This window comes from bacterium, assembly GCA_035371905.1.
Lineage (GTDB): Bacteria > Ratteibacteria > UBA8468 > B48-G9 > JAFGKM01 > JAMWDI01.
The window spans coordinates 1-6,166 of sequence record DAORXQ010000096.1; the positions used below are offsets into that span (position 1 = coordinate 1).

At 27.4% G+C, this 6,166-nt stretch carries 6 protein-coding genes and 1 tRNA gene; all 7 read right to left on the reverse strand.

The annotated features are described in order from the left end of the window. The coding region (locus PKV21_08550) for a hypothetical protein (protein ID HOM27538.1) at nucleotides 1–258 on the reverse strand (258 nt) is incomplete at its 3' end. A gap of 6 nt (nucleotides 259–264) precedes the next feature. Continuing rightward, nucleotides 265–1,011, reverse strand: coding sequence for a hypothetical protein (locus PKV21_08555; GenBank protein HOM27539.1), 747 nt, complete (start codon nucleotides 1,009–1,011; stop codon nucleotides 265–267). Next, complete coding sequence (gene pilM / locus PKV21_08560) at nucleotides 1,008–2,741, reverse strand: pilus assembly protein PilM (GenBank protein HOM27540.1); 1,734 nt, start codon at nucleotides 2,739–2,741, stop codon at nucleotides 1,008–1,010. The genes PKV21_08555 and pilM overlap by 4 nt, the downstream gene beginning before the upstream one ends. A gap of 31 nt (nucleotides 2,742–2,772) precedes the next feature. Beyond that, nucleotides 2,773–2,844: transfer RNA gene (locus PKV21_08565), tRNA-Met, on the reverse strand. A gap of 20 nt (nucleotides 2,845–2,864) precedes the next feature. Continuing rightward, nucleotides 2,865–3,164, reverse strand: a complete 300-nt coding sequence (locus tag PKV21_08570; protein ID HOM27541.1) for a cell division protein ZapA — start codon at nucleotides 3,162–3,164, stop codon at nucleotides 2,865–2,867. Further along, complete coding sequence (gene pheT, locus PKV21_08575) at nucleotides 3,157–5,145, reverse strand: phenylalanine--tRNA ligase subunit beta (protein HOM27542.1); 1,989 nt, start codon at nucleotides 5,143–5,145, stop codon at nucleotides 3,157–3,159. The genes PKV21_08570 and pheT overlap by 8 nt, the downstream gene beginning before the upstream one ends. A gap of 2 nt (nucleotides 5,146–5,147) precedes the next feature. Next, entirely contained in the window at nucleotides 5,148–6,164 is a 1,017-nt protein-coding gene (pheS, locus tag PKV21_08580; protein ID HOM27543.1) for a phenylalanine--tRNA ligase subunit alpha, read from the reverse strand. Nucleotides 6,165–6,166: the final 2 nt, after the last annotated feature.

Sequence of the window (6,166 nt, forward strand, 5' to 3'; positions counted from 1 at the left end):
CTGCTTCTCTTTTTCTTTCTCTTCTTTCTTTCTCGCTTTTAATTCTAAATACTTTTCCCTTCTTTTTTTTTTTCTTTTACTATTTAATATAAACGCTTTATCTGCTTCTTCAGGTTTTTTTTCCTTTTTTATATCGTTATTATTCCGATTATCCTTTATTTTAATATTTTTTAAAATTTTTTCTTTTTGTTTTATTCTTTCTTCTTTTTTCTTTAATTTTAAATCAATTAATTTTCTTTTCTTATCTTCTCTACTCATTTTTTATTATCCCTGATGCTTTTCTGTTTTTAGTATCACAGCATATAAGTCAATAACTGCCTGATAGAAATTTTCTCCAATCGTTTTAATTGAGACATTTTCAACTGTAAAATAAGATGATGGATTATCAAAGTATTTAATACATCTTATAATTTCATTACTTGTTCCTGTTATACTTAATTTAATCGGAATTTTTTCATAAAATGCTTCTTTTTGTGGTACTCCATAATCAGGTGGAGAAATATTTGTTACCCCTGAATCAATAACTAATTTTATAAGGTCTTTAATTACTTCAAATTGTAATGTATAAATAGGAATCTGATTGACATCAACAAGTCCTGTTTTCTGAAAACCAAAAGAAGTTGGAATATTAACATTTCTTATTTTCGCCATTTTTTGTAATTTGTCTTCTGAATAATAAATATATTCTTTAAACTCTATTGAAGGATATCTTGTAAATTGAGGAGGTGTGGGATATATAGTTGAAAAACTGTTTAACATAATATCAAATTGTTTTTCAAAAAATGCTTTTTTCTTACTCAATTTTCCAATAAGTTCAGGAGAAGGTGCTTTTTCTTTTTCTGTTTCATATTTTTTAACTTCCTCATATTTTGTTTTAATTTCATTTTCAATTTTTTTTACTTCCTGGTTTATTTTGCGGTTTAAAAATTGACCACCACCTATTATTCCTGCAACTACTATTAGTGATAATATCAACGAATGTCTTTTAATTAAATTTAAAATTTTCTTCATTTTAGAGTTAAAAGTAAAGAAAATTCTATCTTATTTTTTTCTTTGTTTACTTCACATAAAGAGATATCAACTTTTTGTATGAAATCAAGTTTACTCAATCTATCAACAAAATCTTTAAAATCATTAAAAGCAGTTTTAATATCACCAATAATTACTTCTCCGAATATAGTAAATACATTTCCACTTTCAACTGTAACTCCTTGTGGTTGCGAAGGTTGCTGTTGAGATTCAGGACCGGGTGGTTGTGACGGACCCTGTGGAGCTTCTGGAGGTGGAGGTGCTTCAGGTCCTCCCTGTGGAACAGGTGGCATCTCTGGTGCTTGTGGAAATCCTTGGGAAGTTATACCTGTTCCTGAAGGAGTTGTAGTTGTACTTCCCGGTGTTATAGAAGTAATATAAATTTTACTACTTGGTAATGTTTCTCCAATTGAAAGAATTCTTTTCAACCATATATTTTTCTTATCAAGTAAATTTTGGACAATCCCAACTTTTCCATTAATTTCGTTTATCTCTTTTTCAAGTTTTTCTACCTCTGGTTTATACTTTTCATACTGATTTAAAGAAACTTCTATTTCCTTTAATATTCCTTCAAGCATTATTTTATCCTGATTAAAAAAAAGAATTGGTGTAATTGATATTATACCAGCCATTATAACTGAAAGATAAATATAAGGTCTGTTGGCTCTAAATTCTTTTAATCTTTCTATTTCTTCGGGTAAAAAATTAATGTTTATAAATACAGGCATAACTTTTCTCAATCCAATTCCTATCGCAGTAACAAGTTCAAAATCTTTTTCCTTTAAATAATCGTACTCTGGAAGAACTTCTATATTTTCCAGAGGTTTAAAATAAAAAACAGGCATTCTTCCTTTTTCTTCTAAATATTCTTTCAATCCTTTTAATTGAGAAGAACCACCACATATATATAGACCTTCAACTTCCGGTCCTTTTAAGGTAAATCTCCAGTAATCTATTGAATTTTGTAATTCTGTGTTTAAACTATCAAGTATACTTGATACGGCTTTATTTCCCATTCCCATTTCTTTTTTTATGTTTTCTGCTTCAGAAAATGACTTTCCTTCAACCTCAGCAACATTTGTTGTAATGGTATTTCCTGATACAGTTAAAGACCTTACAAGAAATTTTTCTCTGTAATTTATTATCAAATTTGACGAATTTGCTCCTATTTCAAGTAAGCCAAGACATTTTTCTCTTCCAATATTTTTTAAAAATAGAAAAATATTTATAAGTGCAAAAAGGTCTGTATCAATGAAAATAGGTTCTATTCCAAGAGAAAAAATTTTCCCAAGGTGTTCACTTAGAATCTCCCTTTTTATTGCTCCAAGTAAAACATTATAATTTTGTTCTGTTTCTTCAAAAATCTGGTATTTCCAGTTTACAACTTCAAGAGGAAAGGGAATTTGTTGCTGTACTTCATATTTAAGTATATCTTTAAGTTTTTTTAAAGGAACTTTTGGTACATTTAAACTTCTAACAAGAACTCCTCTCCCTGATATAGAAACATAAAAATTTTTTGAATGTAGAGAATTTATAAAATTTTTACCCTCTGTTTTTAAATAGTTATCAATTTCTTCGGGTGGAATATTTGATATATCACATTCATTATAGTAACTTAAAGTTATTTTCCCTCCTGAATATTCCAAATCAATTGCTCTTAATTTCGTTGAACCTATATCCAAAATTAAGTTTTTTCTCCCACCCAATTTCACCTTTTGCTCCCTAATCTATATTTTTTTATAGTTGCGGGGGGCCGATTTGAACGGCCGACCTCCAGGTTATGGGCCTGGCGAGCTACCACTGCTCCACCCCGCAATGAAATTTATATTACCAACTTATTCAATGATTGTCAAGTTTTTCAATGTTGTAATAATATCTTTTTCTATCTCTATTATCTTATTTTTTATTTTGTTCTTAATTTCTTCTTCTTTTGACAATCTTTTTTCTAATTTATGAATAACCTCGTAAAGTTCTATAAGATAAAAAATAAGTATGTCAATTTTATCAAATGTTTTATATTCTTTTTCAAATGTTTTATATTTTTCATCTATTTCTTTAGCAATTTTGTTAATCTCATTTGAAGAAAAAGAAGAGTGAATTGTATAATTTTTACCAAGAATGTTTATTTTATGCATTTTTACCTCTCAATTGTGCATTAAATTTTTTTTCAATTTTATCAATTATGCTTTTTTCAAAATTATCGACTTCGTAATTTTCAAGTGTTTTTTCATGTAAACGAAATATTATTGAGAAACTTATACTTATTTTACCTTCAGGAATGTTTTTACCACTATAAACATCAAAGAGTTCAATTTTTTCTATAGGTAGATTTAATTTTTTTATTTCACTTTCGATTTCCTTCCAGTTAACATTTTCAGAAATAATAAATGAGAAATCTCTCTGAGAAAAAGGGAATTTAGGTAATTGTTTAAATTTTTTTTCAAAGTTTGAATATTGTAAAAGTTTATCCAGTAAAATTTCACAGACATAAACTTCAGTTTCTATTCCATAAAAGTTTTTCAATTCATCAATGGGTATAAATAAATTTCCTATTTTATCATCAAAAAAGTAAATATCACAGTTTGCTTCCTCCTGTGCTAAAAAAAAGTTATTTTTTATAAAACTCACTTCTTTCAAGCCACATTTTTCAAGAAAATGTTCAATTTTTCCTTTAAAATCAAAAAAAGTTCCACTGTTTAATGAAATGAGTGTAATAGATTGTAATTCTAAGTATCTATTTTCTTCCCTTTTAAAAATTTTCCCGAATTCAAAAATCTCAATTTTTTTGTTTTGATGTGAAATATTATATTTTAGTACTTCAAAAAGATTAAAAATTAAAGAATTTCTCAAAAAAGAAAACATTTGTGATAATGGATTTTCTATTTTTATTGCGTTAAGATTGAATTTTTTAACAACTTCATCAGAAATAAAACTCAAAGTTATTGTTTCCATGAATCCAAGATTAACAAGAATATTTTTCATGTTTTTTACTAATTCATAACTTGAATTTAATGAAAAAGGATTAATATTAACCACAGGCATTTCTGAAGGAATATCTGAATATTTTCTATATTTTGCAATCTCTTCTATAATATCAATTTCTTCTTTTAAATCTTTCCTGGTTTCCGGTATTTTTAAAAGTAAAATGTTATTTTTTTCTTCTATTGAAAAATCCATTTTACTAAATAAATTTTTTAAAAATTCTTTTTCTATCTGTATTCCAAGGATTTTTTCTACTTTTTCCTTATCAACATATATTTTATTTTCAGAAATAATCTGATTTCCGGCAAAATTATGTTTTCCTATTTTCCCTCCACAGTGTTTTTTTATCATTATGGTTACTCTTTCCATTCCATTTTTAGCCATAGAAACGCTTAATCCCTTTTCAAATCTCAAAGATGCTTCAGTAACAAGTCCTAATTTTTTACTACCTTTTCTTATTAAAACAGGATTAAAATATGCACTTTCTATAAGAATGTTTCTTGTATTATATGTTACTTCTGTGTTCATCCCTCCCATAATTCCTGCAATAGCAATTGGTTTTTCTTCATCTGCAATAACTAAAATGTCTTCTACATCTCTTTCTTTACCATCTATGGTTATTATTTTTTCTCCTTTTTTACCTTTTCTAACAATTATTTTTCCTTTTATCTTATCAAAATCAAAAATATGTAATGGTTGTCCTGTCTCACACATTACTAAATTGGAAATATCAACAACTTGAAGAGAAGGTCTGAAACCAATATTTTCTATTATTTTTCTGAAATCTCCTGAAGAAAGTTTGTTATCAATGTTTTTTACTATTCTACAGGAATAATAAGGACAATCATTTTCATTTTCAATTTCAATTGGGATAAAGTCCGTAATTTCTTCGGTTATCTCTTCCCTTAAATTTTTTAAAAAAATATTTCCAAAAGGAATGATTTCTTTTATAATACCAATAAAACTTAAAAGGTCCGGTCTATTTGCAGGTGTTTCAAGTTCAAATATAAAGTCATCTTTATATTCTCTTATTATTTTAGGATTCAAACCAAGTATAGTTAAATAATTTATAAAGTCATCTTTCTTTATTTCCCCATCAATATAATTCATTAAAGTTTTATATGTATATTTCATTTTTAAAATTGGTCTAAAAATCTTAAATCATTGAAAAAAAAGTATCTTATATCATCTATTCCATATTTTAACATGGCAAGCCGTTCAACTCCCATTCCGAAAGCAAAACCTGTAAAAGTTTCAGGGTCATATCCAACATTTTTGAAAACATTAGGATGTACCATTCCACATCCAAGGATTTCAAGAAAACCGGTATTTCCACAAGTGGAACATCCTTCCCCACCACATATCACACATGAAATACTAACTTCTGCACTTGGTTCTGTAAAGGGAAAATATGAAGGAGAAAAAACTACTTTTACTTCTTTTTTGAAAAATTCATGAATAAAATAAGACAGGACTCCTTTTAAATGTGTAAATTTAATATTTTTATCAACCATAAGTCCTTCAATTTGATGAAACATAGGACTATGAGAAGAATCAAAAGCATCTCTTCTAAAACATTTACCGGGAGCAATTATTCTTAAAGGTGGAGAGTATTTTTCCATAATCCTTACCTGAACAGGACTTGTGTGGGTTCTTAAAAGTATATTATTTTCTTTTTCTATATAGAATGTATCCCAGATATCCCTTGCTGGATGTTCTTTCGGAGTATTTAAGGCAGTAAAATTATAATAATCAGTTTCAATTTCTGGTCCTTCCGCAACACCAAAACCTATTTTATAAAAAATTTGAACTATTTCGTCTATAACCTTTGTTATTGGATGTAAATTTCCTGTTGTTATTTTTTTTCCTGGGAAAGTAAGATTATATTTTATTTCTCTCTTTTTTACCTTTAACTTGCCTGTTTCATATAGTTCCACCAATTTCTTTTTTATTTCATTTAGTTTTTGCCCACATATTACCTTTTCTTCTTCTGATAGTTTTGGGATTTGTGAAAAAAGTTGATTCAAATATGACTTTCTCCCGAGAAATTTTATCTTCCACTTTTCCAGTAAGTCACTTTCATTTATTCCCTCTATTTCTCTTTTTCCTTCTTCAAAAAACTTTTCCGCATTTTCAATAATTTTCTCTACCATGA

Coding starts and splice junctions, on each gene's coding strand:
- pheT (HOM27542.1), bottom strand. CDS start 5,145: ATGAAATATACATATAAAACTTTAATGAATTATATTGATGGGGAAATA.
- PKV21_08570 (HOM27541.1), bottom strand. CDS start 3,164: ATGCATAAAATAAACATTCTTGGTAAAAATTATACAATTCACTCTTCT.
- pheS (HOM27543.1), bottom strand. CDS start 6,164: ATGGTAGAGAAAATTATTGAAAATGCGGAAAAGTTTTTTGAAGAAGGA.
- PKV21_08555 (HOM27539.1), bottom strand. CDS start 1,011: ATGAAGAAAATTTTAAATTTAATTAAAAGACATTCGTTGATATTATCA.